We start from the raw sequence: 23,879 nt of genomic DNA on the forward strand, positions 1-23,879 counted from the left end.
GCCGGAAAACGGTTCCGGGCGGCGTTTTCATAAGAGAGACCGATTTATGGTATCAGCAGCAGAACAAATGGCGGCCAACACAAGCTGGGCTGCCCTTGGCAAAGCCACCGATCTGCGCAACCGCATCCTGTTCACGCTGGGTTTGTTGATCGTCTATCGCCTGGGCACATTTATTCCGGTGCCGGGGATCGACGGTCAGGCTCTGCGCGAGTTCATGGAACAGGCGGGGCAGGGCATCGGCGGTATGGTTTCGATGTTTACCGGTGGGGCGCTTGGGCGGATGGGTATCTTTGCCCTCGGCATCATGCCCTATATCTCGGCCTCGATCATCGTACAGCTGCTGACATCCATGGTTCCCGCGCTCGAACAGCTCAAGAAAGAGGGCGAGCAGGGCCGCAAGAAGATCAACCAATACACCCGTTTCGGCACCGTGGCACTGGCCACCGTTCAGGCCTATGGTCTGGCCGTTTCGCTGGAATCGGGCGATCTGGCGACCGATCCGGGCATGTTCTTCCGCCTTTCGACCATGATCACTCTGGTTGGTGGCACCATGTTCCTGATGTGGCTGGGTGAGCAGATCACTGCACGCGGCATCGGCAACGGTATTTCTCTGATCATTTTCGTCGGCATCATTGCCGAGGTTCCGGCCGCTCTGGCGCAGTTCTTTGCCTCGGGCCGTTCGGGTGCGATCAGCCCCGCCGTGATCGTTGGTGTGATCGTGATGGTGATCGCCGTGATTACCTTTGTGGTGTTCATGGAACGGGCGCTGCGCAAGATCCACATCCAGTATCCGCGCCGTCAGGCCGGTATGAAGATCTATGAGGGCGGCTCCAGCCACCTGCCGGTCAAAGTGAACCCGGCGGGCGTTATTCCGGCGATCTTTGCCAGCTCGCTGCTGCTGCTGCCGGTGACGATCTCGACCTTCTCGTCGGGCGCGACCAGCGGGCCGATTATGTCCTGGCTGCTGGCCAATTTTGGCCCCGGACAGCCGCTGTACCTGCTGTTCTTCGCGGCTATGATCGTGTTCTTCGCCTATTTCTACACGTTCAACGTGTCGTTTAAGCCGGACGATGTGGCGGACAACCTGAAAAAGCAGAACGGTTTTGTGCCGGGTATCCGCCCCGGTAAGAAAACCGCCGAGTATCTGGAATACGTGGTCAACCGCGTGCTGGTTCTGGGTTCGGCCTATCTGGCGGCTGTCTGTCTGCTGCCTGAAATCCTTCGGAACCAGTTCGCCATCCCGTTCTATTTCGGCGGCACCTCGGTTCTAATTATCGTCTCTGTGACCATGGACACGATCCAACAGGTTCAGAGCCACCTGCTGGCGCATCAATACGAAGGGCTGATCGAAAAGTCCCAGCTACGCGGCAAGGGTAAGAAACGCGGCAGGAAGGGGCCCGCTCGTCGATGAACATCATTCTTCTTGGGCCCCCGGGGGCCGGTAAAGGGACGCAGGCGCGTCACCTGGTCGAGACACGCGGCATGGTGCAGCTGAGCACCGGTGACATGCTGCGCGAAGCGAAAACCTCGGGAACCGAGATGGGTAAGAAAGTTGCCGCGATCATGGACGCGGGCAAACTTGTCACTGATGAGATCGTGATCGGACTGATCGAAGAGAAGCTGACCACGGAAACTGGCGCTGGCTTCATCTTTGACGGCTTTCCACGGACGCTGGCGCAAGCTGATGCGCTGGCCGCGTTGCTGGCCAAGCTGGGTCAGTCGCTGCACACCGTGATCGAAATGCGTGTTGATGACGAGGCGCTGGTTCAGCGGATCACAGCACGTTCGACCTGCGGCGGCTGCGGTGAGGTCTATAACGACATCACCAAGCCGATCCCGGCCGATGGCAAATGCACCAATTGCGGCAAGGAAAATGACTTCCAGCGTCGTGCGGATGACAACGAAGACAGTCTGCGCACACGACTGATGGAATACTACAAAAAGACCTCACCGCTGATTGGGTATTACTACGCCAAAGGCGATCTGCGCCCGGTCAATGGCCTGGCCGAGATCAAGGAAGTCACCGCCTCGATCGAGGCGATTCTGGGCTGACTTGAGGTTGGGGCTTGACGGCCCCACCAAAACCCCATATCGACCCCCATCCCCTTGGGGAATCAAGACCGCATGCGGGATTCGTCCCAATTGCCCCGACCACCTCGAATAATGCTGAACCCTCTGGCGGCACTGCCACGGTTAGGCGTTGTGAAAAAAGGTTCTGGAGTTACGGAACCGCAACGAAAAGGAAAGTGAAACGTGGCACGTATTGCCGGCGTAAACATCCCGACTGCAAAGCGGGTACCTATCGCCCTCACATATATCACCGGTATCGGAAACACCTCGGCCAAAGCGATCTGCGAAGCCGTAGGCATTGAAGCGCACCGTCGCGTCAACGAACTGTCCGACGCCGAAGTTCTGGCCATCCGCGAACACATCGATGCCAACTACACCGTCGAAGGTGACCTGCGTCGTGAAGTTCAGATGAACGTCAAGCGCCTGATGGATCTGGGCTGCTACCGCGGTCTGCGTCACCGCCGCAACCTGCCGGTTCGCGGTCAGCGTACCCACACCAATGCTCGTACCCGCAAAGGCCCCGCAAAGGCCATCGCTGGTAAGAAGAAATAAGGGAGGGTCTGACTGATGGCACGTGACAAGACTCGCGTTAAGCGCAAAGAGCGTAAGAACATCGCATCGGGCGTTGCCCATGTGAACTCGACCTTCAACAACACCAAGATCCTGATCTCGGACGTACAGGGCAACGCCATTGCATGGTCGTCTGCCGGTACCATGGGCTTTAAGGGATCGCGGAAATCGACCCCCTACGCCGCTCAGATGGCTGCAGAAGACGCAGGCAAGAAGGCGCAGGAACATGGCGTCAAGACGCTGGAAGTCGAAGTTCAGGGCCCCGGTTCGGGTCGTGAATCGGCTCTGCGCGCGTTGGCTGCTGTGGGCTTCAACATCACGTCGATCCGCGACGTGACGCCGATCGCTCACAATGGCTGCCGCCCGCCGAAGCGTCGCCGCGTCTAAGCGATTTTGAATTGAGCTGGGGCCCGCGTTTTCGCACGGCCCCAGCACGTCATTTTGAACCTCGGGCGTCTGCACCTTGTTGGTCATGGGGCGCGGACAGGAATGGAGGGATTACATGATCCACAAGAATTGGGCAGAATTGATCAAGCCGACCCAGCTGGACGGCAAGCCGGGCAACGACCCTGCGCGTCAGGCAACTCTGGTCGCTGAACCGCTGGAACGCGGCTTTGGTCTGACCCTGGGCAACGCGCTGCGCCGCGTCCTGATGAGCTCGCTGCAAGGCGCGGCCATCACCAGCGTCCAGATCGACAACGTCCTGCACGAGTTCTCCTCGGTCGCAGGTGTTCGCGAAGATGTCACCGACATCATCCTGAACCTCAAGCAGGTCGCCCTGCGCATGGAAGTCGAAGGCCCCAAGCGCCTGTCGATCAATGCCAAGGGCCCCGCCGTTGTCACCGCCGGTGACATCAGCGAAAGCGCCGGTATCGAGGTTCTGAACCGCGATCACGTCATCTGCCACCTGGACGATGGCGCCGACCTGTTCATGGAACTGACCGTCAACACCGGTAAGGGATATGTCTCGGCTGAGAAGAACAAGCCGGAAGACGCGCCCATCGGCCTGATCCCGATCGACGCGATCTATTCGCCGGTCAAAAAGGTTGCCTATGACGTTCAGCCGACCCGTGAAGGTCAGGTTCTGGACTATGACAAACTGACCCTGAAGATCGAAACCGATGGTTCGATCACGCCGGAAGACGCGCTGGCCTTTGCCGCACGCATCCTGCAGGATCAGCTGTCGATCTTCGTCAACTTCGACGAGCCGGAATCGGCTGGCCGCCAGGATGAAGACGATGGTCTGGAGTTCAACCCGCTGCTGCTGAAGAAAGTGGACGAGCTGGAACTGTCGGTCCGTTCGGCAAACTGCCTGAAGAACGACAACATCGTCTATATCGGCGACCTGATCCAGAAGACCGAAGCCGAGATGCTGCGCACCCCGAACTTCGGCCGCAAGTCGCTGAACGAGATCAAGGAAGTGCTGTCCGGCATGGGTCTGCACCTCGGCATGGATGTCGAGGATTGGCCGCCCGACAACATCGAAGATCTGGCGAAGAAATTCGAAGACGCGTTCTAAGCGCGTCTTCACAAATGCCTGGGCTGCCGGGGACCGCATGGGCACTTCCGCCCCAAGGAGAGCCGGTGACACGCATCGCCGGCCAGACAAAGCAAAACGCGAAAGAAGGAATTGAAAAATGCGTCACGCACGTGGTTACCGCCGCCTGAACCGTACTCATGAGCACCGCAAGGCGCTGTTTGCGAACATGGCTGGCTCGCTCATCGAGCATGAGCAAATCAAAACGACTCTGCCCAAGGCAAAAGAACTGCGCCCGATCATCGAAAAACTGGTCACTCTGGGCAAGCGCGGCGACCTGCACGCGCGCCGTCAGGCCGCATCGCAGCTGAAAGAAGACAAAGACGTCGCCAAGCTGTTCGAAGTTCTGGGCCCCCGCTACGCCGAGCGTCAGGGCGGTTACGTCCGCATCCTGAAAGCTGGCTTCCGCTATGGTGATATGGCACCGATGGCGATCATCGAATTCGTTGATCGTGACGTCGACGCCAAAGGCGCGGCCGACAAAGCCCGCGTTGCCGCTGAAGAGGCTGCCGACGAAGAATAAGAGAGTTCGGCTTTCTGATTTCGACCCCCGCGTCCCGGACGCGGGGGTTTTTCTTTTGGTGATCTATTTGATCCAACCTTTTTCGCGGTAATACCGAGCGGCCCCGGGGTGCAAGGGCGCTGGCAGGCTGCCTCGGATCATATCCGTCGGTTGCAACCCATTCAGTGCAGGATGTTTGCGCGCCAGTTGAGGCAAGCTTTCAAAAGTGAATTTTACAAACGCATAGATGTCCTCGTCCGACACGGCGGAGCTGCTGAGTAAAGTCGCTTTGTAGCCCAATGTTTCCGTCGGCGTGGTCACACCAGCGTAGGTATTTGCAGGAATCTTTGCTTTGTTGATCGTGTCAGAGTTTGCGATCAGCTTGTTAAACGACCGACCTGAGACATCCAACAACTGTATTGGGCAGGTTTTGGCGGTTTTCTCTATCCAATCCGATGGATAACCGACCATCCTCGCAAGAGCGTCAATTTCGCCCGAGCAAAGTGCAGCGCGCTGTTTGTTCCACTCACCGGGCTTGATTGTCTGATAGGCAGAAACGTCCCATGTTCCCGCTTGAGGGAATTGCCGGACAAGCCGGGTTGCAGATCTGTCAAGACGAACACGTTTACCGTTCAGGTCATCCAATCTGCCAATACCCGATCCTTTGCGTACAATTACGTTAAGGGGTGTGCTGTGGATCGAGAAAAGCGATCGCAGGGATGAATCTGGGCCTTTGGACTCAAATACCCCTGACCCATCTAGTGCGTATTTGGCCCAATCCGACCGCGCAACCACGAGGTCGAATTTACCACGGCGCAGTTTTGGCAGATTCTCCCGTGGGCCATCTGTGGCTTTGGCGTTGCACTTGTAGCCAGCTGTATTTTGGGCAAACGATTTGCACAGCAGGTTGCCGACGGAAAAATAATATCCGCCTTCCCCCCCTGTCCCCATGGTCAGTTTGGTATCCGCAGCCTGCGCAGTATGTGCGGACAGCGCAAGGGCCGCGGTCAGGAACAAAAAAGATGGTCGAAGATGCTTTTGCCCCGCCACAAGTATTCTACTAAGCACAATTGGTCCGTTTCGGTTGGTTAATTCGGGCGAACGTTTTCACTGCCCCCAGCCCAAGTCAATGCGCAAGAGGCAGCATCACGCTTGCAATCTTGTCACATGCCTCGCATATCCGATGGGCAAGTCATCGACGGGAAGATCATGCGGAAAATTCTGTGTTCGCTGCTGTTGGCCTCATTTGTGGTTCCAGCCCAGGCCGAAACAAAGGTGCCCACCTCCCAGGCCGAAATCAGCCTTGGGTTTGCACCGGTGGTCAATGAGGCTGCGCCTGCAGTCGTCAACATCTATGCCAAGATTGTTCGACAGGGTCGTTCAAACCCGTTCTTCTCGGACCCGTTCTTTCAGGATTTCTTTGGTCGTGGGTTCGGAGAGCCCCGCCCGCGGGTTCAGAATTCGTTGGGATCGGGGGTGATCCTGTCGCAGGATGGCTACGTTGTCTCGAATTATCACGTGGTCGGTACAGCCACGGAAATCCGCGTGGTGACAACGGATCGGCGAGAATACTCGGCGCAGGTGGTGTTGGGCGACAAGGAAAGTGATATTGCCATTCTGCGGCTGCAAGAGGCTGACGATTTGCCGTTCTTGCAGTTGCGTGACTCGGATCAGGTTGCGGTGGGGGAGCTGGCGCTGGCCATCGGCAACCCGTTTGGGGTGGGGCAGACTGTGTCGTCAGGCATTATATCGGGGCTGGCACGGACCGGGGCGGCCACGGGCAATGCACGCGGTTACTTCATTCAGACGGATGCGGCGATTAACCCAGGCAATTCGGGCGGCGCGCTGATTGATGTGAATGGGGACCTGATCGGGATTAACACGGCCATCCTGACCCGCTCGGGCGGCTCAAATGGCATTGGTTTTGCGATTCCGGCCAATCTGGTGGCTGAGTTCCTGCGGCAGGCGCAGGAGGGCAACGACAGCTTCATCAGCCCCTGGGCTGGAATGGCAGGCCAGCACATGAGCGCCGATATCGCCGAGTCTCTGGGTCTGGTGATTCCGATGGGCGTCGTGATTTCTGACCTTCACCCCCTTAGCCCGCTGGTAGACGCGGGGCTGCGCGTCGGTGACGTCGTGACCCATGTAGACGGGGATGAGGTAAACTCTCCGGCCGAGATGAAGTTCCGCATGTCGGTGGCGGGTGTCGGTGGCACGTCAGTTGTAACCCGGCTGCGCGGAAAGGAAAGCGCGGATTTTGAGATAGCGCTCGTAAGGGCGCCCGAAACCCCGTCGGCTGACGAAACCACACTGGATGACCAGACGGTCATGCCTGGGCTGACGATCTCGCGCATCAACCCGGCGATCATCTCGCGGCTGGGGCTTGTGCTGTCGCAAACCGGCGTCGTTGTGGTAGACGCCGGCCCCTATGGAGGGCGGTCCGGGCTGCGTGTGGGTGATGTGGTTAACGGCATCAACGGTGCGCAGATAAAACACCCGCAGGACGTAGTCGATGCGCTGACCGATCCGGGGCGCAGGCTGATTTTCGATGTTTCCCGCGGGGGCCGTTCGGTTTCCCTGCGGTTCCGGCTGTAACCTGTGAGTGACCTGTTCGACACCGGGGCGACTGAACCCGCATCGCCCGCGCATCGCCCGCTGGCGGATCGGTTGCGGCCACGGGCGCTGGCTGAGGTGATCGGGCAAAAGCAGGTATTGGGCCCGGATGCGCCTTTGGGGGTCATGCTGGCCTCGGGCAGCCTGTCCAGTCTGGTGTTTTGGGGACCTCCGGGCGTGGGCAAGACGACCATCGCGCGGTTGCTGGCGCAGGAAACCGAGCTGCATTTCGTTCAGATCAGCGCGATTTTCACTGGTGTACCGGACCTCAAGAAAGTTTTCGAAGCCGCAAAAATTCGCCGCCAGAACGGGCAGGGCACTTTGCTGTTCGTGGACGAGATCCACCGTTTCAACAAGGCTCAGCAAGACGGGTTCCTACCGCATATGGAGGACGGGACGATCCTGCTGGTCGGGGCCACGACCGAGAATCCGTCTTTTGAACTGAACGCCGCTGTGCTCAGTCGGGCGCAGGTACTGGTGCTGGAACGGCTCAGCCTGATCGATCTGGAGCGACTGACCCAACGGGCCGAGAAAGAGCTGGACCGCGCACTGCCGCTAACCGGTCCAGCACGCGAAGCGCTGCAAGAGATGGCCGATGGCGACGGTCGGGCGCTGTTGAACCTGATCGAACAGATCGCGGCGTGGAAGGTCGATGCGCCGCTGGACCCGGATGCGCTGTCGACCCGGCTGATGCGCCGCGCGGCGAAATACGACAAATCGGGCGACGAGCATTACAACCTGATTTCGGCGCTGCACAAATCGGTACGTGGGTCTGACCCGGATGCGGCGCTCTATTGGTTCGCGCGGATGCTGACCGGGGGCGAGGACCCTCGGTATCTGGCGCGGCGGATCACCCGGATGGCGGTTGAAGATATCGGGCTGGCCGATCCGCAGGCGCAGGCGATCTGTCTGCAATCCTGGCAGACCTATGAACGGCTGGGTTCGCCCGAGGGCGAGTTGGCTTTGGCGCAAGCGCTGGTCTATCTGGCGCTGGCTCCGAAATCGAACGGGGCCTATGTGGGTTATAAGGCGGCGATGCGGTTAGCCAAGCAATCGGGAAGTGAGCCGCCACCCAAGCACATCCTGAATGCGCCGACCTCGCTGATGAAGGATCAAGGCTATGGCGCGGGCTATGCCTATGACCATGATGCCGAGGACGGGTTTTCGGGTCAGAACTACTTTCCCGATGGCATGGATCGGCCCGAACTGTATCAGCCGGTCGAACGCGGGTTTGAGCGCGAGTTGAAAAAGCGGTTGGATTACTTTGCCAAGCTGCGGGCCCAGCGGAACGGGTAAGGTCGGCTTGACTCTTGCGGTGCAGCAGGCCACAGACGCGCATGTTTTCTAAGGCACTTACAGACAGGCTTAGCGCGCGGGCACGTCGCGCGACGCAGGGGATATCGGCATGAGCGGCGTACAGATGATCACCGTGGCAGAAGGTGACGGCGATCAGCGGATCGACCGGTGGCTGCGCCGTCTGTTTCCGCATGTCAGTCAGGGCCGCATCGAAAAGATGTGCCGCAAGGGTGAGTTGCGGGTTGAAGGCAGCCGGGTGAAAGCTTCGACCCGGCTTGAGGTCGGTCAGGTTGTTCGTGTCCCGCCTTTACCTGACGTCGATCACAAGCCGGCTGAGATCAAACACCGTATTTCGGACGCGGACGCCAAGATGATCCAGTCCTGCGTCATCTATCGCGATGATCACGTTCTGGCGTTGAACAAACCTCAAGGTCTGCCGGTTCAGGGTGGCAGCGGCCAGACGCGCCACGTGGACAGCCTGTCCGAGGCGCTGCGGTTTGGTTATGACGAGAACCCCCGCCTTGTGCATCGGCTGGACAAGGACACGTCTGGCGTGTTGCTGATGGCGCGCACACGCGAGGCGGCCAAGGGGTTGACTGCCGCGTTCCGCCACCGCGACACGCGCAAGATCTATTGGGCGCTGGTGGCCGGGGTGCCAACGCCGTATCTGGGTGAGATTAAGACCGGGCTGGTCAAGGCCGTAGGCCATGGCAAGCATGGTGAGGGCGAAAAGATGATCCCTGTGCATCTAAACGAAATCAATGACACGCCGGGCGCGAAACGGGCGCATACGCTTTATGCCACGCTTTACCGGGTAGCTGGTCGCGCCGCGTGGGTTGCGATGGAGCCGATCACCGGTCGCACCCACCAGCTGCGCGCCCACATGGCCGCGATCGGGCATCCGATCATCGGCGACGGCAAATACGGTGGTTCGGGGCAGGAGAACCTGGGCGATGGCTGGGGCGCGCAACTGGGTGGGATCATCAGCAAGAAACTGCATCTGCATGCCCGGCAAGCGACCTTTCAGCATCCTGTGACGCGCAAGACCATCACTGTCACCGCGCTGCTGCCGGATCACATGAAACACAGCTGGGACACGTTCGGCTGGACCGAGGATCTTGCCGCGGACGACCCGTTCGAGGAACTGCAATGAGCGCACCACTGCGTCTGGTTCTGTTCGACGTGGATGGCACCCTGGTCGACAGCCAGGGCAGTATCGTTGCCGCAATGACCGCCTGTTTCGGTGGCCAGTCTCTGCCGGTGCCGGAGCGCGAGTCGATCCTGTCCATTGTGGGTCTGTCTCTGCCCAACGCGATGGCGCAACTGGCGTCCGAACATCCCGACACCGTGCAGCAACGGCTGGTCGAGGGCTATAAGGAAGCCTATCACGCGCAGCGACTGGAACAGGGGGCGGCAAGCTCTCCGCTGTATCCGGGGGCACGCGAAACCGTCGAAGCACTGCATGCGGTGCCCGAGGTTCTGTTGGGCGTGGCCACCGGGAAATCTCAGCGCGGCTTGGACGCATTGATCGAGGCTCACGGACTAGAGCGCTTTTTTGTTACACGCCAGGTGGCGGATCATCACCCCTCCAAGCCGCACCCGTCGATGATCGACACGGCACGCAGCGAAACTGGGGTGGATGCGGCCAATACGGTCATGATCGGGGACACTCGGTTCGACATGGACATGGCCCGTGCCGCCGGAGTGGCGGGCATTGGCGTGACTTGGGGTTATCATGACCGATCCGCTCTGGAAGGTGCGACCCGCATAATTGAAACCTTTGACCAATTGCCCCGCGCGCTGGACGATATCTGGACCTGACAACATGAGCGACTGGAAACCCAAGCGATTTTGGACCGAGAGCGCGGTGGTCGAAGCCGAGCGTGGCTATACCATCGAGCTGGACGGTCGCCGTGTCAAAACCCCGGCAAAGGCCGCTTTGGTCCTACCGACTCGTGCCATGGCCGACGAGGTCGCCGCGGAATGGGACGCTCAGGAAAAAGTGATCGACCCGTCAGTGATGCCTTTCACCCGCTCGGCAAATGCCGCCATCGACAAGGTCCACCATCAACACGCCGAAGTTGCAGATATGTTGGCCGATTATGGCGATTCGGACCTGCTGTGCTACCGCGCGGTTCACCCGCAGGAGTTGCAGCAGCGTCAGGCCGAACAATGGGACCCGGTGCTGGAGTGGGCGGTCGAAACGCTGTCGGCGCGGCTGTTGCCTGTGGCCGGTGTGCTACACCACCCCCAGTCGGCGGAGGCTCTGACAACGCTCAGGCAGCGTGTGCATGCGCTAAATGACTTTCAACTGGCAGCCTTCCACGATCTGGTCAGCCTGTCGGGCTCTCTCATCCTCGGATTTGCAGCAGCGCAAAACCGGGCTGATGCGGAAGAAATCTGGCAGATTTCAAGGCTGGATGAGTTGTGGCAGATCGAGCAATGGGGCCATGATGACGAAGCCCATACGGTTGCCGAGACCAAGAAAATGGCCTTTTTGCACGCCAAACGGTTCTTTGACCTCTCGATTTGATCCCTCAGGCACATTTTTTTTGAACGTTGGGCAAGTGTTCTCTGAATTGACCCATCGTTTTCCCTGATCCAACCCTTGACGTTTGTTTATGAATGCGCCCAAACTCGTGGCCACTAAAGGGGAGACACCTTTGGGAAACCTTTCTGGTGCCAGAGGTGCCGGACAGAACCGTCCTTTGAACGGGACGGAAAATCAGGAAGAGGTAAAAATGAAAAAATCCGTATTCTTGGGCGTGGCAACCATCGCCGGCCTGGCTGCTGGTGTGGCGGCAGCGGGGACTATCGATGATGTCAAAGCGCGCGGCAAGCTGAACTGCGGCGTGGCGACCGGTGTACCCGGCTTTGCCAGCCCGGATGCCAACGGTGAGTGGCAGGGCTTTGACGTAGCGGTTTGTCGTGCAGTTGCAGCCGCCGTTCTGGACGATCCGTCCGCTGTTGAGTTCATTCCGACCACCGGTAAAACCCGCTTTACCGCGCTGGCGTCGGGCGAGATCGACATGTTGGCCCGTAACACCACCTGGACCTTCAGCCGCGACGTTGACCTGAAGTTCGAATTCGTCGGCATCAACTACTACGACGGCCAAGGCTTCATGGTTCCCAAGGCTCTGGGCGTCAGCTCGGCCAAGGAACTGGACGGCGCCACCGTCTGCATCCAGACCGGTACTACCACCGAGTTGAACCTGGCGGATTTCTTCCGCATCAACAACATGAGCTACGAGCCGGTTCCGATCGAAACCAACGCCGAAGCGCAGCAGCAGTACTTGGCTGGTGCCTGTGACGTCTACACCACTGACGCATCTGGCTTGGCTGCAACCCGCGCCACCTTTGAAAACGCGGGCGATCACGTGATCCTGCCCGAAATCATCTCGAAAGAGCCGCTGGGCCCGCTGGTCCGTCACGGTGATCACGAGTGGGGCGATGTGGTCCGCTGGACCCTGAACGCGCTGATCGCAGCCGAAGAGCTGGGCGTGACCTCGGCCAACATCGACGAGATGGCCGCTGGCACCGACAACCCCGAAGTGAACCGTCTGCTGGGCAGCGAAGGCACTCTGGGTGAGATGCTGGGTCTGGACGCAACCTGGGCACAGCGCGCGATCAAAGTCGGTGGTAACTATGGCGAAGTCTTTGCCAAGAACATCGGTGAGGAAACTCCGATCGGTCTGGCGCGCGGCTTGAACGCACAGTGGACCGACGGCGGCCTGATGTACGCACCGCCTTTCCGCTAAATCCACGGAAAAGGGCGCGGGACATCCCGCGCCCTTTTTCCATCCATAAGAAACACGCCCGGATCGTTCTGAGCAGAGATCAACTCTGCCACTGAAAAACCGGGATGCACGGGGAAATACATAGGTCATGACGACACTCACTGACCCGCCGAAGGAGCACTTCCGGCTGTCCATGCTCCTTTACGATACGCGGTATCGATCTGCGACCATTCAGGTCATTGCATTGATCGGTTTCATGCTTTTGGCAGCCTGGATTATCAACAATACCATTCAGAACCTCGATACGCTGGGCAGAACAGTCGGGTTCGATTTTTTCGCCGAACCGTCGAGCTATGACATCAACCAACGCCTGCTGGAATACGACTCGCGCGATACCCATCTGCGTGCGGCGTTTATAGGCCTGCTGAACACGCTGGTTGTCGCAGTTCTGGGTTGTATCACTGCAACGATCATCGGCGTCATGGTCGGTGTTCTGCGCCTGTCGAACAACTGGCTGATCGCTCGGATCATGACGGTTTATGTCGAAATGTTCCGCAACGTTCCGGTCCTGCTGTGGATCGTGTTCGCCATGGCGATCCTGATCGAAAGCCTGCCATCGCCACGCGCCTTCCGGGGTGAAAATCCAGAAGCCACGATGGATCTGTTCGGCTCGGTTGCCGTGACCAATCGCGGGGTCTATATCCCCGAATTCCTGTTCTCGCGCGGTTTGGGCGACATCCACCTGTTCGGCACGTCGAGCCTGCGGTTTGATGTTTCACTGGACCTGATTGCATTCCTGATCGTATTCGGCGGCAGTATCTTTGCCATGCGCAAGGTCTCGGCCTGGGCCAATGCCACGCAGGAAAAGACTGGTGACCGTCCGACCATCTGGCACATCCAACTTGGTCTGCTGATCGTTCCGTCGGCCATCCTGTTGGGCGCGCTGGGCTTCCACTTGGGCTACCCCGAGTTGAAAGGCTTCAACTTCACCGGTGGCACCCATCTGCGGAACTCGCTGATTGCCCTCTGGCTGGCCCTGTCACTGTACACTGCAGCTTTCATCGCCGAGATCGTTCGCGCTGGTATTCTGGCCATCTCTAAAGGTCAGACCGAGGCCGCATCTGCACTGGGTCTGCGCCCGGGTCGAACCATGCGCCTTGTGATCCTGCCGCAGGCGCTGCGGGTGATCATCCCGCCGATGATCTCGAACTATCTGAACCTGACCAAGAACTCGTCACTGGCGATTGCCGTCGGATATATGGACATCACGGGGACCCTTGGCGGCATCACCATGAACCAGACCGGCCGCGAGCTGGAATGCGTTCTGCTGCTGATGCTGGTCTATCTTACCATCTCACTGAGCATTTCGGCGGTGATGAACTGGTACAACAACCGTGTCAAACTGGTGGAGCGGTAATATGAGTGATGTTTCATTTGTCCGCACGGAAATGTTGCCGGAACAGGCGCCACCTGCCTCAGAGGTAGGCGTACTGGGCTGGATCCGGCACAATCTGTTCTCAAGCTGGCTTAACGCGATCCTGACCGTTATCTCGCTGATCTTCATCTATTATGTGCTTTCCAACATCCTGACTTGGACGTTCGAATCCGTTTGGAACGCCAATTCACTGTCGGAATGCCGTGAGATCATGATGGCGACGTGGGGCGATACGCATGGTCATGCCTGCTGGGGCGTTATCAAGGACCGGTGGCTGCAATTGCTGTACGGTTTCTATCCGCCTTATCCGGCGCATCCGGATGCAACGTGGTCTAACCCACCCGAAACCGGCGGCTGGCCCGCCTATTTCCGGCCGAACCTGACCTTCATCCTGTTGCTTGTCGCGATAGCGCCCGTGCTGTTCACCAACGTACCGCGCAAATTGCTATTTGTGACGGCGGCCTATCCGTTCCTGTTGCCTTGGCTGATGTGGGGCGGCAGCATCTGGGGACCGCTGATGGTCGCGGCCGGGCTGGGCATTGGGTATCTTGCGTACAAGTTTGTTCTCCCAGTCGCTGGTTCACTGACAGCGATCATCGTTGCGGTCGCGCTACCTGTTCTTTGGTGGTTGTTTGCTGCCGGTTCGGTTGCCGACGCGATCAACTCCGTCATTCCGATCGGCATTGCCCCAGTAGAAAGCCGTGACTTTGGTGGCTTTATGCTGGCGATCCTGTTGGGTGTTGTGGCCATTGGTGTCTCGTTGCCCATCGGCATCCTTCTGGCGCTGGGTCGTCAGTCGGATCTGATGATCGTTAAGTATCTGTGCGTGGGCTTTATTGAGTTCATCCGCGGCGTGCCGCTGATCACCCTGCTGTTCGTGGCATCTCTGCTGTTGAACCTGTTCCTGCCGCCGGGCACCAATTTCGATATCATCCTGAGGGTGATGATCATGATGACCCTGTTCTCGGCGGCCTATATGGCCGAGGTGATCCGGGGTGGTCTGGCTGCACTGCCGCGTGGTCAGTACGAAGGGGCCGACAGTCTGGGCCTGAACTACTGGCAGGCGCAGCGGCTGATCATCATGCCGCAGGCTCTGAAAATCTCGATCCCGGGCATCGTGTCGACCTTTATCGGCATTTTCAAGGATACCACACTGGTCTCGATCATCGGTCTGTTCGACGTGATCGGCCTGACCAACGGCATCCGCGCCGATACCGCCTGGAACGGCGTCTACTGGGAACTGTTTGCCTTTATCGGCGTTCTGTTCTTCGTCGTCTGCTTCTCCATGTCCCGTTATTCCATGTACCTGGAGCGCAAGCTTCAGACTGGCCATCGTTAAGGAGTTCAATACATGTCTGAACTTGCAATTGAACGCGAAATCGACCGCTCCAAGATGCAGGTGAGCGACGAGGTCGCCATCGAAATCACCAACATGAACAAGTGGTACGGGTCGTTTCACGTGCTGCGCGACATCAATCTGACCGTCAACCAGGGCGAGCGGATCGTGATCGCGGGCCCATCGGGGTCGGGCAAGTCCACCCTGATCCGCTGCCTGAACGCGCTGGAGGAGCATCAGCAGGGTACGATCATTGTGGATGGGACCGAGCTGTCGAATGACCTGAAAAACATCGACAAGATCCGGTCCGAGGTTGGCATGGTGTTCCAGCACTTCAACCTGTTCCCGCACCTGACCATTCTGGAAAACTGCACGCTGGCCCCGATCTGGGTACGCAAGACGCCCAAGAAAGAGGCCGAAGAGCGCGCGATGCATTTTCTGGAAAAGGTGAAAATCCCTGAGCAGGCCGACAAATATCCCGGTCAGCTATCCGGTGGTCAGCAGCAGCGTGTGGCGATTGCCCGCTCGCTCTGCATGATGCCGCGGATCATGTTGTTCGATGAACCGACATCGGCACTGGACCCCGAGATGATCAAAGAAGTGCTCGACACCATGATCGAGTTGGCCGAGGAAGGCATGACCATGCTGTGTGTGACGCACGAGATGGGTTTTGCCCGTCAGGTCGCCAACCGCGTGATCTTCATGGATGCCGGTCAGATCGTGGAACAGAACGAACCGGAAGAGTTCTTCAACAACCCGCAGAGCGAACGGACCAAGCTGTTCCTCAGCCAGATTCTGGGTCACTGATCTTAGCAAATTCGACGAAAAGGCGGGGTTTGGCCCCGCCTTTTTTTATTCCAGCAACTCGCGCGGAATGACAAAACCCTGCACGGAACCGCTGCGCCAACGGACCCGTGCCCAATCGTCGATGTCAAACTGGATCACGGTCGTGGCGCAGGTCGGGTAGTCGTGAAACCGGGGGTGATCCGGGGCTTGCCGGACGATACGGGCGGCAAAGGCAGCAATGCCGGGGTTGTGGCCCAGCATCAGCACCGTGGGTTCCGTGGCACCTGACAGATCAATCAGGATGTCCTCTGGGTCCGCATGATAGAGCGTGCGGTGGAAGCAAACCTTATCGGCCTGCAGCCCCATTCTGTCCCAGGTCTCGCGCGTACGGGCCGAGGTTGAGCTCAGCACCTCATCCGGCAGCCAACCGTTGTCACGTAACCACCCAGCAATCGCCGGGGCTGATTTGCGTCCGCGCTTGTTCAGGGGGCGCTCATGATCATTCAGCGCCGGGCTGTCCCAACTGGACTTCGCGTGGCGAATCAAGATCAGGGTGCGGGTCATAACGGGTGAAATGCTCTCATGTGGTGGGCGGATTGTTCCGGGTCGCGCCCGGCACCCGCGCTGAGCGGGCAGGACAACCGCGCAAGGCAGCCGCCGGTCATGCAGGTTTCCCCCGCCTCAGTGGAGAGGTGGCCGTGGCAGGCATCGACGTCATAGAAGCTCTGGCTGTTCAACGCTCTCACCGGGCAAGTCTTGGTGCAGGGGGCCGGGCAGGAGGTGCAGGGTGAGATACCGGGGGCTTCGGGGATGGTGAATTCTTCGGCGAAATGCAGTGCGCCGCGGTATGAGATCATCATTCCAACCGTATCATGCACCAGCGCGCCCACCGGGCTGCTGAAGGTACGGCCGGATTTCAGCGCCCAATCGATAAAGGGCGTGTAGGGTGGGCCACCAAACGGGAAGTATGCGACAGCCCCGAGATCGCGCGCCATTTCTCCGACCACGCGCGATGACCAACGGTCGACCGGGTGGTCTCCGGTCCATTCAGGAGAGGCTTTCAGGGTCGGCCAAAATTCCGGTCCCGCGCCCAACAGGATCAGAGTGCCCCCGTCCAGTTGTTTGGTTTCGGTCAGACGCGGATGCAACGCGCCCATGATGATCAGCCCGGCATTCTGAGCGAACCGCTCGACACGGTCATAGGTGTCTGCAGAGGAGGTCAGGGGGTGTCTGGTCATGTCTCCTCCGCCACGATTGTCAGTCTGGCCGGATCAACGAGCCCGCACCGTGCTCGGTGAAAAGCTCCAACAGCACAGCGTTGGGCGCGCGGCCATCCAGAATTACCACCGCGCGAACGCCGCTGTGTAGCGCATCCAACGCGGTTTCGGTTTTGGGGATCATGCCGCCCGCAATGGTGCCGTCCAATGTCATTTCGCGGATCTGGCCAGCTTTCAATTCGGTCACCACGTCTCCGGCAGCGTTTTTGACGCCTGACACGTCGGTCAGCAGCAGCAGCCGGTCAGCCTTGAGTGCAGATGCGATGGCCCCGGCAGCAGTGTCACCATTGATGTTGAAGGTTTCGCCATTCGTACCCGCACCCAGGGGCGCGATCACGGGTATCACGTCATGCGCGAACAGGTCGTGCAGGATTCTCGGGTTCATTTTGGACGGAGAGCCGACAAATCCCAACGCAGGATCGGCCTGATCGCAAACCATGAGGTTGGCATCCTTACCGGACAACCCTACGGCTGTACCGCCCTGACCATTGATCGCCTGTACGATACGCTTGTTCACAAGGCCGGACAGGACCATCTCAACCACTTCAACGGTGGCTTTGTCTGTCACACGCTTGCCGTTCACGAATTCGGACTGGATATCCAACTGGTCGAGCATCGCGTTGATCATAGGACCGCCACCATGCACGATCACCGGGTTCACGCCGACCTGCCTCATCAGCACCACGTCGCGGGCAAAGCTCTCCATTGCCTCATCGCTGCCCATGGCGTGGCCGCCCAGTTTGATGACGACTATCGCGCCGTCATAGCGCTGTAGGTACGGCAAGGCGCTGTTCAAAGTGGCGGCGGTGGCAATCCAGTCCCGGTTCATATCTCGTGTCTTCATATATTGGTCCTCTTCCCCACGTGTTAGGCGTTTTGGCCGCATAAGCCAAGATCGCTGTTGTGAGTGCACTCGGCGCTCCTAGTACGTCCGCACGCCCTGAATCAGGAAACGCGTCGAATGGAGAGAAAAGCTCTTATTTTGACGGGTGCAAGCCGGGGCATGGGTTTCGCGAAGGTGCGACGGTTCCATGCTGAAGACTGGTGGGTTGTTACATGCTCGCGTGCTCCTGTGCCCGAAGATTGTCCGTGGCAAGAAAATAAAACCATGTGCAACTGGAACTGAGCGATCCGGCCGACACGATCAACTCAGTCGGTGTTCTGGCGCGTGGGTTGAAAGATGAGTTGGCCGCAGCCGATGGATAATTCGTAAATGAGACATCCATTGCAGGTTTGCGCGTTCATCCATTTGCAGGTGTTGCCTACGCTACATCCAAAGCGGCACTGGCCGCACTGATGCGGGAAATGGCACGTGACTGAGGTCCACGGGGTGTACGTGTGAACGCCATCGCGCCCGGTGAGGTTGAAACTCAAATCCTGAGCCCTGGTACCGATAAAACGGTGGAGAAACTGCCGTTGGGCCGAATGGGGCAGTCACAAGAAGTTTCAGCCGCGATCTACTTCGAGCCTTCTCAGGAAGGTTCGTGTATTTCCAGTGCGGAAATCGAGGTGAATAGGGCGCATCACGTTTAGACCTTTGGAAGGTTGTGCCGAGACCGGATCGCGGAAATGACCGCACCGAACGGATCGGTGCGGCCAATTGCGTCAACTCAGGGCGCGTTTCATCGCCGGGATATTGCTGACCACCAGTAGGTCGAAAAGCAGCACGGCCAACAATGTAAGACCGACCAGAGGGAAGGCCATCGCGGTGAACAGCCCAATCAGAACGGCCCCTTTCCACAAGGGCAACTCCGCTGGCATCGGTGGCGCGGCCAGACGCCCTGCGCGTTGCGGGCGGCGCTTGATCCACATGACCACCCCCGAGACGCAGACAAAGATCACCGACAGGCAGAACACCAGATTCAGGATAAAGTTCCACATGCCTATCAGGCCCATGTGGAATGGAATGCCAAGGGCCATGGATTTACCCATCAGCGAATAATCCTGATACCGGACGTCAGCCAGGATTTTTCCAGTGTACTGGTCCACATGGATGGTTCGATCATTGACCGGATCGGTCGAGTCACTGCTCATGCTGTCCCGGTTCAGGGTCCAGACCCCGGTTCCGCCACCGGGATATGCCACGCGGAACCGCCCGGTCATATCCAGAGTGGTTCCCAATGCCACAAGCGCGTCGATATTCACCGAAGTGCCCTGCGGAACGCCTTCGATCCCGGCTTCAGAACCCGAGGCGGGCATCGGTGTCTGCTCCAGCGCCCAGGGGACATCGTTCTGGTGGCCGTGGTTCATACTGGCATGGGTTTCGTCCGAGAGGGGCACGTTGTCCCATTTCTCAGCCGGAAAGCTGCTCCAAGGCTGGACGATCATCCCGCCCCAGACGCCCGCCCAGGACAGGCCCGAGATCAGGAAAAACACCAGAAGCAGCGACATCCAAAATCCGGTCACGACGTGCAGGGATTTCCACAGGGCGCGGCCCCGCGCGCGCAGGTTGGGCACTAAGGCCGCAATGGCGTTGTCGCGCGGCCACCACATGTAAAGGCCGGTGAAGACCAGTAGCAGGCTCAGCCCTGCGGCGATCTCAAGAATGCGGTCCCCTGTCGTGCCGATTAGCAGGGTCGAGTGGATGTTGTCCGCCAGATCGTACCACCCTGCGCGGCGATCCCAGACCTGCAGAACCTCTCCGGCATAGGGGTCGACGGCCACAAGACGCTGACCCGCTTCGGTCTTGATACGGAAGACGGTGGCCAGATCAGCGGCCTTCGGACCGATCCATTCAACGACGGTGCCCGGAACCTCTGTCAGAGCGACCTCGGCCTGTTGTGAGGCGGTCAGGGCCGCGCCCTGAACCTCGACCGCGATCTTTTCACCGTCTCGCCCGTCAAACTGCGTAATGAACATCATAATCAAGCCGGTGACGGCCAGAATTAGCAGGAAGGGGATGACGAAAATCCCCGCGTAGAAATGCCACCGCCAGGCGGCGAAATAGAATTTTTGCGCAGCAGTGGTCTGCGCCGGGGTTTCCCCCAGGGTTTGGCTATCCAGTGCCATAGTGTTCTCCGGATTCGAAAATTGCCCCGCGCAGCGCCTGCGCAGGCTTTCATGATTTGAAATGAATCAGGAGAAGACAGGTGGGGCCCTTGCATCATACCGGGAATGGAATCCGGCACTGCGGTGAGTGAAGTCGCGGTGTGGCCAGCGGGGTTGGATCAAGGTGCCAATAGGCAAGATTGCTCCGACCGGGAGCAGATCTACATCCGCAGTCAGGCCCGCAAAAGGGCACATGATGCGCTGGTCACCATTGTCATGGATGGGATCGTCCGGGCCCAGATCGACCCATTGTTCGACTGTCCCTTCGCCGGTACACAGCACCAGCAGCATTCTGCCGTCATCGCCCTTGGTTGGCATCCAACCCTGTGGGATCGTGCCGGTCAGCAACACCGCCAGCGTGGTCAACAAGGCGAAGAGGCGAACCGGCAGGCTCATTCCAGATGCGCGATGATCGAGCGTAGTGTCGGAATGCCATCGCCTTTTTCAGACGAGGTCAGCACGATTTCCGGAAAGGCCGCAGGGTGTTTAGACAGCGCGCCACGCACCTGCTCCAACACCTTTTCGCGATCCTTGGCCTTGACCTTGTCGGCCTTGGTCATCACGCATTGAAAGGTCACGGCGCTGGTATCCAACAGCTTCATGATCTCGGCATCGACCGGTTTCACTCCATGGCGCGAGTCAATCAGGACAAAGGCCCGGCGCAGGGTCTGACGACCACTCAGGTACTGTTTCAACAGCCGTTGCCACTTCTCCACCACCTTCACCGGCGCGTTGGCATAGCCATAACCGGGCAGGTCAACCAGATACAGTTCGGGGCCTTGGGTGAAGAAGTTGATTTCTTGGGTACGGCCCGGCGTATTCGAGGCGCGTGCCAGCCCCTTGGTGCCGGTCAGCGCATTGATCAGGCTGGATTTCCCCACGTTTGAGCGGCCCGCAAAGCAGACCTCCAGCCGGTCGGGCGCGGGCAGGCCGTTCATTGCAACCACACCTTTGACGAATTCGGACTCGCCTGCAAACAGTTTACGACCACGCTCCGACGCGAACTCGTCCGGGTCTTTCGCCAGGGGGAAGGGGAGTGTACTCATAGCGGTTCCACCTTGTCGCCAACGGAGATTTCGCCACCTTTGAGAACCTCGGCATAGACGCCAAAATTCTTGTGTCCCCAGGTTTCCAACGCGTCCAGAGTATCTGCATCGCGCAGGCCTGTTTCCGGGTTTGCCGTTGTTGCCAGACAGCGCGTGATGCGTTCACGGACGCGGAACACCGCCCCGCCGATGCGAACTTCGCGGTCCAGCCATTCGAATTCCTCCCACAGCGGCATTCCATCGAACCAGATGTTACCGCGCCAGCGGTGGATTGAAAGGTCCTGCCCCAGTTTTTGTCCAACTGCGCGGTGAGACGACATGTTGCACAGGCTGATTGAGGGAAAATCGCTGTCGGTCATGCCGCGCCCCGGAACCCGGATGATCCGCGCCGAGGCGGCCCGGTCTGAAGGCATCAGAGGTTTGACCCAGTCCAGAAACGCCTGCTGCTCGCTGTCCGGGGCAAAGGTCAGGTCCGGGCGGTCCGGGTGGGACAACGTCAGGGTTTCACCGTTGGACAGCGTTGAGATTGCCATCAACTGCGGCGCTTTTGCGCCCCGGCTGAAATTGGCGCACGGCACCCATTCCGAGCCGTCCGCCTTGGACGCCTCATGCGCAACCGCCCAAACACGATCCCCGGGCATAGTCTGCCCGGGGATCACAGATACGGTTTCGACGGCTTCACGACCATGGCTTTTGATCGGATGTCGCCAAAGCTGGATCACTTCAGCTGTCATTTGTCATCCGTTTTCGGCGGGCGCTTGAAGCCAGACTTAATGTTGCCGAACACGTCCGGTTTGTAACCCTGGCTGCGCATGATCAGGTACTGCTGAGTGAACGTAATCGTGTTGTTCGCGATCCAGTAAACCACCAGCCCGCTGGCAAAGCTGCCCAGCATAAACATGAACACCCACGGCATCCAGGCAAAGATCATCGCCTGCGTCGGGTCGGTTGGTGCCGGGTTCAGCTTTTGTTGAAGCCACATCGAGATACCCAGCAACAGCGGCAGGATACCGATGAAGATCAGCGCCATGAGGCTGTCGGGCTGCGGACCGGCAAAAGGCAGCAGGCCGAACAGGTTCATGATCGAGGTCGGGTCCGGCGCGCTCAGGTCCTGGAACGGGCCAAACCACGGGGCCTGACGCAGTTCGATGGTGACGAAGATCACCTTGTACAGCGAGAAGAAGATCGGAATCTGCATCAGGATCGGCAGACAGCCCGCAGCCGGGTTCACCTTTTCCTTCTTGTACAGCTCCATCATGCCCTGCTGCATCTTCTGACGGTCGTCACCAGCGGCCTCTTTCAAAGCCTCCATCTGCGGCTGGAGTTCCTTCATCTTCGCCATCGAGACATAGGACTTGAACGCTAGCGGGAACAGGATGGCCTTGATGATCAGGGTCAGGCCGATAATGGACCAGCCCATGTTGCCGATCAGGGCATTGATGTTGTGCAGCAGCCAGAAGATCGGCTTGGTCAGGAAGAAGAACCAGCCCCAGTCGATGCTGTCGATGAACTTCTGGACACCTTCCGCTTGATATTCACGGATGGTTTCCCATTCCTTGGCACCGGCGAACAACTGAGTGGTGACCTCTTCGGTCGCACCGGGGGCAACAGTTACCGTCGGCAGAACCGTTTCGGTCTGATAGATCTTGCGGCGCGCGTCGTATTTCGCGGCGGCCTTGAACGCGGTCCCGGGTTCGGGGATCAGCGTGGTCATCCAATAGTGGTCGGTAAAGCCGATCCAGCCGTCTTCCTTGACCTGATAAACCTCGGCCTGCGCCCGTTCGTTGGGGTCGATGTCGAAATCGCGGACATCGCCGTAGTCGATCTCGGCCAGTGTTCCATCGGCCATGCCAATAACGCCTTCATGCAGGATGAAGAAGTTCTTCAGGTCGGGCAGGTCGCCGTCCTCACCAATGCCGTGGCGGGCCAGAATACCATAGGGGGCCATTCCAACCGCGGCCTGGCTGTTGTTTTCGACGGACTGGTTGACCGTGAACATATAGTCCTCGTCAACCGAGATCGTGCGGCGGAAGGTCAGCCCTTTGCCGTTGTCCCAATTCAGGGTGATCGGTGTGTCGACCCCCAGCGTCTCACCCTGTTCCACAGTCCAAAGAGTGTTCGGGCCCGGTACGTCGGCGCCGGCCACTCCAGCACCCGGAGCCCAGCCATAGAGAGCGTAATAAGCCGAATCCGATCCGACCGGAGACAGAAGCTCGACAATCGGTGCGCCTTCTTTGATCGAGACCTTGTAGTCCTTCAGAAACAACTCGTCGATCCGACCGCCCGACAGCGACAGACTGCCCTTCAGGCGAGGGGTGTCGATCTCGACCCGTTGGGCCTGTTCTTCGGGCAGGGTTTCTTCGGCGGCAGTTGTCGCTTCACCGACGGTGCTGGTGCCCGCAGCGTTGGGCGTTTGAATCTCACTGCCGTCGACAGCGGTAACCTCGGCCTGATCTGGTGCGAGCTCTTGTTCCGGCGGAGGGAACAGCACGAACCAAACAAGGATCACGAGAAAGCTGAGCGCGGTTGCAAGGATGAGATTCTTGTTCTGATCGTCCATCGGGGACAGCCACCTTAAGCAGTGAAACACACCCGGTGGGTTCAACAGAGTGCTGGCCCAAAGGTC

The 23,879-nt window shown here is 59.0% G+C and carries 24 protein-coding genes and 1 pseudogene; 16 read left to right on the top strand and 9 right to left on the bottom strand.

The window, feature by feature from the left end:
• The first annotated feature begins 46 nt into the window (after positions 1–46).
• The 6 genes from secY to rplQ all read left to right on the top strand — a co-directional run bounded on the left by secY (position 47) and on the right by rplQ (position 4,700).
• Positions 47–1,411: a preprotein translocase subunit SecY gene (gene secY, locus ACR1XY_RS20415; RefSeq protein ID WP_170403681.1), complete on the top strand. Its 1,365-nt coding sequence runs from the start codon at positions 47–49 to the stop codon at positions 1,409–1,411.
• Positions 1,408–2,052, top strand: coding sequence for an adenylate kinase (locus ACR1XY_RS20420; RefSeq protein WP_480595926.1), 645 nt, complete (start codon positions 1,408–1,410; stop codon positions 2,050–2,052). Before secY ends, ACR1XY_RS20420 begins: the two co-directional genes overlap by 4 nt.
• Before the next feature lie 201 nt (positions 2,053–2,253).
• Positions 2,254–2,622 (top strand): 30S ribosomal protein S13, encoded by a 369-nt coding sequence (gene rpsM / locus ACR1XY_RS20425; protein ID WP_170576075.1) that lies wholly within the window; start codon positions 2,254–2,256, stop codon positions 2,620–2,622.
• A gap of 15 nt (positions 2,623–2,637) precedes the next feature.
• On the top strand, positions 2,638–3,027 hold the full coding sequence (gene rpsK / locus ACR1XY_RS20430; RefSeq protein WP_093965380.1) for a 30S ribosomal protein S11: 390 nt from the start codon (positions 2,638–2,640) through the stop codon (positions 3,025–3,027).
• 115 nt (positions 3,028–3,142) lie between these two features.
• Positions 3,143–4,159, top strand: coding sequence for a DNA-directed RNA polymerase subunit alpha (locus ACR1XY_RS20435; RefSeq protein WP_170403678.1), 1,017 nt, complete (start codon positions 3,143–3,145; stop codon positions 4,157–4,159).
• Between the two features lie 118 nt (positions 4,160–4,277).
• Complete coding sequence (gene rplQ, locus ACR1XY_RS20440; protein ID WP_170613748.1) at positions 4,278–4,700, top strand: 50S ribosomal protein L17; 423 nt, start codon at positions 4,278–4,280, stop codon at positions 4,698–4,700.
• A gap of 63 nt (positions 4,701–4,763) precedes the next feature.
• On the opposite strand, the gene ACR1XY_RS20445 is transcribed toward rplQ, so the two are convergent.
• On the bottom strand, positions 4,764–5,747 hold the full coding sequence (locus ACR1XY_RS20445; RefSeq protein ID WP_480595929.1) for a TAXI family TRAP transporter solute-binding subunit: 984 nt from the start codon (positions 5,745–5,747) through the stop codon (positions 4,764–4,766).
• A gap of 138 nt (positions 5,748–5,885) precedes the next feature.
• Between ACR1XY_RS20445 and ACR1XY_RS20450 the strand changes: the two genes are divergently transcribed.
• From ACR1XY_RS20450 to ACR1XY_RS20490, 9 genes are all read left to right on the top strand, one after another.
• Positions 5,886–7,274 carry a trypsin-like peptidase domain-containing protein gene (locus tag ACR1XY_RS20450; protein WP_480595987.1) on the top strand — a complete coding sequence of 463 codons (1,389 nt, stop codon included), beginning with the start codon at positions 5,886–5,888 and terminating at the stop codon, positions 7,272–7,274.
• 3 nt (positions 7,275–7,277) lie between these two features.
• The gene (locus ACR1XY_RS20455) at positions 7,278–8,588 is read left to right on the top strand and encodes a replication-associated recombination protein A (RefSeq protein WP_480595931.1); all 1,311 of its coding nucleotides are present in this window, start codon (positions 7,278–7,280) and stop codon (positions 8,586–8,588) included.
• 109 nt (positions 8,589–8,697) lie between these two features.
• On the top strand, positions 8,698–9,741 hold the full coding sequence (locus tag ACR1XY_RS20460) for an RluA family pseudouridine synthase (protein WP_480595933.1): 1,044 nt from the start codon (positions 8,698–8,700) through the stop codon (positions 9,739–9,741).
• Positions 9,738–10,409 carry an HAD-IA family hydrolase gene (locus tag ACR1XY_RS20465; protein WP_480595935.1) on the top strand — a complete coding sequence of 224 codons (672 nt, stop codon included), beginning with the start codon at positions 9,738–9,740 and terminating at the stop codon, positions 10,407–10,409. The genes ACR1XY_RS20460 and ACR1XY_RS20465 overlap by 4 nt, the downstream gene beginning before the upstream one ends.
• A 4-nt stretch (positions 10,410–10,413) precedes the next feature.
• A complete protein-coding gene (locus tag ACR1XY_RS20470) occupies positions 10,414–11,121 on the top strand; it encodes an ATP12 family chaperone protein (RefSeq protein WP_480595937.1) in 708 nt (235 codons plus the stop codon).
• Positions 11,122–11,329: 208 nt separating this feature from the next.
• Positions 11,330–12,346: an amino acid ABC transporter substrate-binding protein gene (locus tag ACR1XY_RS20475; protein WP_480595939.1), complete on the top strand. Its 1,017-nt coding sequence runs from the start codon at positions 11,330–11,332 to the stop codon at positions 12,344–12,346.
• A gap of 127 nt (positions 12,347–12,473) precedes the next feature.
• Positions 12,474–13,742: an amino acid ABC transporter permease gene (locus ACR1XY_RS20480; protein ID WP_480595941.1), complete on the top strand. Its 1,269-nt coding sequence runs from the start codon at positions 12,474–12,476 to the stop codon at positions 13,740–13,742.
• Between the two features lies 1 nt (position 13,743).
• Positions 13,744–15,099: an amino acid ABC transporter permease gene (locus tag ACR1XY_RS20485; RefSeq protein WP_480595943.1), complete on the top strand. Its 1,356-nt coding sequence runs from the start codon at positions 13,744–13,746 to the stop codon at positions 15,097–15,099.
• Between the two features lie 12 nt (positions 15,100–15,111).
• A complete protein-coding gene (locus ACR1XY_RS20490; protein WP_302477163.1) occupies positions 15,112–15,903 on the top strand; it encodes an amino acid ABC transporter ATP-binding protein in 792 nt (263 codons plus the stop codon).
• A 45-nt stretch (positions 15,904–15,948) separates the two neighbouring features.
• Here the strand turns inward: ACR1XY_RS20490 and ACR1XY_RS20495 are convergent, their stop codons facing one another.
• The 3 genes from ACR1XY_RS20495 to argB are packed head-to-tail and all read right to left on the bottom strand — an operon-like array spanning position 15,949 to position 18,003.
• Complete coding sequence (locus ACR1XY_RS20495; RefSeq protein ID WP_480595945.1) at positions 15,949–16,446, bottom strand: SixA phosphatase family protein; 498 nt, start codon at positions 16,444–16,446, stop codon at positions 15,949–15,951.
• Positions 16,443–17,120, bottom strand: a complete 678-nt coding sequence (locus ACR1XY_RS20500) for a ferredoxin (protein WP_480595947.1) — start codon at positions 17,118–17,120, stop codon at positions 16,443–16,445. The genes ACR1XY_RS20495 and ACR1XY_RS20500 overlap by 4 nt, the downstream gene beginning before the upstream one ends.
• Positions 17,121–17,139: 19 nt before the next feature.
• Positions 17,140–18,003 (bottom strand): acetylglutamate kinase, encoded by an 864-nt coding sequence (gene argB, locus ACR1XY_RS20505; protein ID WP_480595949.1) that lies wholly within the window; start codon positions 18,001–18,003, stop codon positions 17,140–17,142.
• Positions 18,004–18,120: 117 nt separating this feature from the next.
• On the opposite strand from argB, the pseudogene ACR1XY_RS20510 reads away from it, so the two are divergent.
• Positions 18,121–18,692, top strand: a pseudogene (locus ACR1XY_RS20510) (SDR family oxidoreductase).
• Positions 18,693–18,764: 72 nt separating this feature from the next.
• Here the strand turns inward: ACR1XY_RS20510 and ACR1XY_RS20515 are convergent.
• The 5 genes from ACR1XY_RS20515 to yidC all read right to left on the bottom strand — a co-directional run bounded on the left by ACR1XY_RS20515 (position 18,765) and on the right by yidC (position 23,813).
• Complete coding sequence (locus ACR1XY_RS20515) at positions 18,765–20,168, bottom strand: PepSY-associated TM helix domain-containing protein (RefSeq protein ID WP_480595951.1); 1,404 nt, start codon at positions 20,166–20,168, stop codon at positions 18,765–18,767.
• A 66-nt stretch (positions 20,169–20,234) separates the two neighbouring features.
• The gene (locus tag ACR1XY_RS20520; RefSeq protein ID WP_480595953.1) at positions 20,235–20,603 is read right to left on the bottom strand and encodes a DUF2946 domain-containing protein; all 369 of its coding nucleotides are present in this window, start codon (positions 20,601–20,603) and stop codon (positions 20,235–20,237) included.
• Positions 20,600–21,253, bottom strand: a complete 654-nt coding sequence (gene yihA / locus ACR1XY_RS20525) for a ribosome biogenesis GTP-binding protein YihA/YsxC (RefSeq protein ID WP_480595955.1) — start codon at positions 21,251–21,253, stop codon at positions 20,600–20,602. Before yihA ends, ACR1XY_RS20520 begins: the two co-directional genes overlap by 4 nt.
• On the bottom strand, positions 21,250–21,987 hold the full coding sequence (locus ACR1XY_RS20530; RefSeq protein WP_480595957.1) for an MOSC domain-containing protein: 738 nt from the start codon (positions 21,985–21,987) through the stop codon (positions 21,250–21,252). The genes yihA and ACR1XY_RS20530 overlap by 4 nt, the downstream gene beginning before the upstream one ends.
• Positions 21,984–23,813, bottom strand: coding sequence for a membrane protein insertase YidC (yidC, locus tag ACR1XY_RS20535; protein WP_480595959.1), 1,830 nt, complete (start codon positions 23,811–23,813; stop codon positions 21,984–21,986). The genes ACR1XY_RS20530 and yidC overlap by 4 nt, the downstream gene beginning before the upstream one ends.
• Positions 23,814–23,879 lie beyond the last annotated feature (66 nt).

The organism is Ruegeria sp. AD11(2025) (assembly GCF_056542405.1).

Excerpts from the sequence above, each read along its gene's own strand:
- secY (WP_170403681.1), top strand. The coding sequence starts at position 47 with ATGGTATCAGCAGCAGAACAAATGGCGGCCAACACAAGCTGGGCTGCC.
- ACR1XY_RS20420 (WP_480595926.1), top strand. The coding sequence starts at position 1,408 with ATGAACATCATTCTTCTTGGGCCCCCGGGGGCCGGTAAAGGGACGCAG.
- rpsK (WP_093965380.1), top strand. The coding sequence starts at position 2,638 with ATGGCACGTGACAAGACTCGCGTTAAGCGCAAAGAGCGTAAGAACATC.
- ACR1XY_RS20435 (WP_170403678.1), top strand. The coding sequence starts at position 3,143 with ATGATCCACAAGAATTGGGCAGAATTGATCAAGCCGACCCAGCTGGAC.
- rplQ (WP_170613748.1), top strand. The coding sequence starts at position 4,278 with ATGCGTCACGCACGTGGTTACCGCCGCCTGAACCGTACTCATGAGCAC.
- ACR1XY_RS20460 (WP_480595933.1), top strand. The coding sequence starts at position 8,698 with ATGAGCGGCGTACAGATGATCACCGTGGCAGAAGGTGACGGCGATCAG.
- ACR1XY_RS20465 (WP_480595935.1), top strand. The coding sequence starts at position 9,738 with ATGAGCGCACCACTGCGTCTGGTTCTGTTCGACGTGGATGGCACCCTG.
- ACR1XY_RS20470 (WP_480595937.1), top strand. The coding sequence starts at position 10,414 with ATGAGCGACTGGAAACCCAAGCGATTTTGGACCGAGAGCGCGGTGGTC.
- ACR1XY_RS20475 (WP_480595939.1), top strand. The coding sequence starts at position 11,330 with ATGAAAAAATCCGTATTCTTGGGCGTGGCAACCATCGCCGGCCTGGCT.
- ACR1XY_RS20480 (WP_480595941.1), top strand. The coding sequence starts at position 12,474 with ATGACGACACTCACTGACCCGCCGAAGGAGCACTTCCGGCTGTCCATG.
- ACR1XY_RS20485 (WP_480595943.1), top strand. The coding sequence starts at position 13,744 with ATGAGTGATGTTTCATTTGTCCGCACGGAAATGTTGCCGGAACAGGCG.
- ACR1XY_RS20490 (WP_302477163.1), top strand. The coding sequence starts at position 15,112 with ATGTCTGAACTTGCAATTGAACGCGAAATCGACCGCTCCAAGATGCAG.
- ACR1XY_RS20495 (WP_480595945.1), bottom strand. The coding sequence starts at position 16,446 with ATGACCCGCACCCTGATCTTGATTCGCCACGCGAAGTCCAGTTGGGAC.
- ACR1XY_RS20500 (WP_480595947.1), bottom strand. The coding sequence starts at position 17,120 with ATGACCAGACACCCCCTGACCTCCTCTGCAGACACCTATGACCGTGTC.
- argB (WP_480595949.1), bottom strand. The coding sequence starts at position 18,003 with ATGAAGACACGAGATATGAACCGGGACTGGATTGCCACCGCCGCCACT.
- ACR1XY_RS20515 (WP_480595951.1), bottom strand. The coding sequence starts at position 20,168 with ATGGCACTGGATAGCCAAACCCTGGGGGAAACCCCGGCGCAGACCACT.
- ACR1XY_RS20520 (WP_480595953.1), bottom strand. The coding sequence starts at position 20,603 with ATGAGCCTGCCGGTTCGCCTCTTCGCCTTGTTGACCACGCTGGCGGTG.
- yihA (WP_480595955.1), bottom strand. The coding sequence starts at position 21,253 with ATGAGTACACTCCCCTTCCCCCTGGCGAAAGACCCGGACGAGTTCGCG.
- ACR1XY_RS20530 (WP_480595957.1), bottom strand. The coding sequence starts at position 21,987 with ATGACAGCTGAAGTGATCCAGCTTTGGCGACATCCGATCAAAAGCCAT.
- yidC (WP_480595959.1), bottom strand. The coding sequence starts at position 23,813 with ATGGACGATCAGAACAAGAATCTCATCCTTGCAACCGCGCTCAGCTTT.